General features: G+C 63.9%; 1 protein-coding gene. It reads right to left on the reverse strand.

Features of this window, described 5'->3' with window-relative positions; genetic code table 11:
- Positions 1–109 precede the first annotated feature (109 nt).
- Complete coding sequence (locus CWO89_RS44615) at positions 110–616, reverse strand: tyrosine phosphatase family protein (RefSeq protein ID WP_130584430.1); 507 nt, start codon at positions 614–616, stop codon at positions 110–112.
- Between the last annotated feature and the right edge of the window lie 271 nt (positions 617–887).

The raw sequence follows: 887 nt of genomic DNA on the forward strand, positions 1-887 counted from the left end.
CATCTCTTTGTTTGAGCATGATCTCCGCGCAAACGCTTCGCGTTTGTCGCGAGGGAAAACCGGTTTCCACTTTTCCGGATCATGCTCTAAAGCGGCATTTCCGCGCGACTCACTCGAGGTCGACCCGGAACGGCTGGTTTTCGACGCTCATGGCGCCGGGCCCGATCTCGTCGAGCGCGCGGATCATCCGGCCCTCCCGCCCGAGCGCCTTGTCGGCAAGGCTCACCATCAGCCGGTTCGGTGACGCGATCGGGGAGGCGGCGCGGATCTGGCGCGCGATCTCGGCCTCGTCGCGATGCGGATTGAGCGCGCAGGCGGCGGCGAATGCGCTCGCGGTCGAGCGGCTGATGCCGGCGTAGCGGTGTACCACCATCGGCGCGCTACGGTCCCAACTCCGCACGAAGTTCAGGACTTGCTCGATGTGCCGTCCGGAGGGTGCGATAAAACCGTCCATCACTTCGGTGATGTCGTCGACCTGCACGCGCAGATGATTGGCCTCGAGCACGGAAGCCGGCCGCTGCACCTGGGCGACATTGGCCATGACGGTGAGGATGTGGCTGGCGCCGGTCAATCTTACGGTTTCGGGAAGCAGGGCGAGCGAGCAGACGTGAAGCATCATGGTCCTTAGATGTGCAAGTTCGCCCCGAATTATAGCCGCTACTGTAGGGTGGGCAAAGCGCAGCGTGCCCACCCCACAAACTCCGCCGTCGCAGTGCCAGTTACTGTGCCCTCTCCCCTTGTGGGAGAGGGCCGCGCCGACGCCTGCAACGAGCTCGCTTGGGTGAGGGGTTCTCTCCACGGGCACAGTCGTCCGCGGAGAGAACCCCTTGTATCTGCACGGCCATGATCTGTGCGATGGAAGCGACTTAGCACCTTGGCCGGTGGCC

The organism is Bradyrhizobium sp. Leo170 (assembly GCF_004296405.1).
In the GTDB taxonomy this organism is placed as follows: domain Bacteria; phylum Pseudomonadota; class Alphaproteobacteria; order Rhizobiales; family Xanthobacteraceae; genus Bradyrhizobium.

Coding starts and splice junctions, on each gene's coding strand:
- CWO89_RS44615 (WP_130584430.1), bottom strand. CDS start 616: ATGCTTCACGTCTGCTCGCTCGCCCTGCTTCCCGAAACCGTAAGATTG.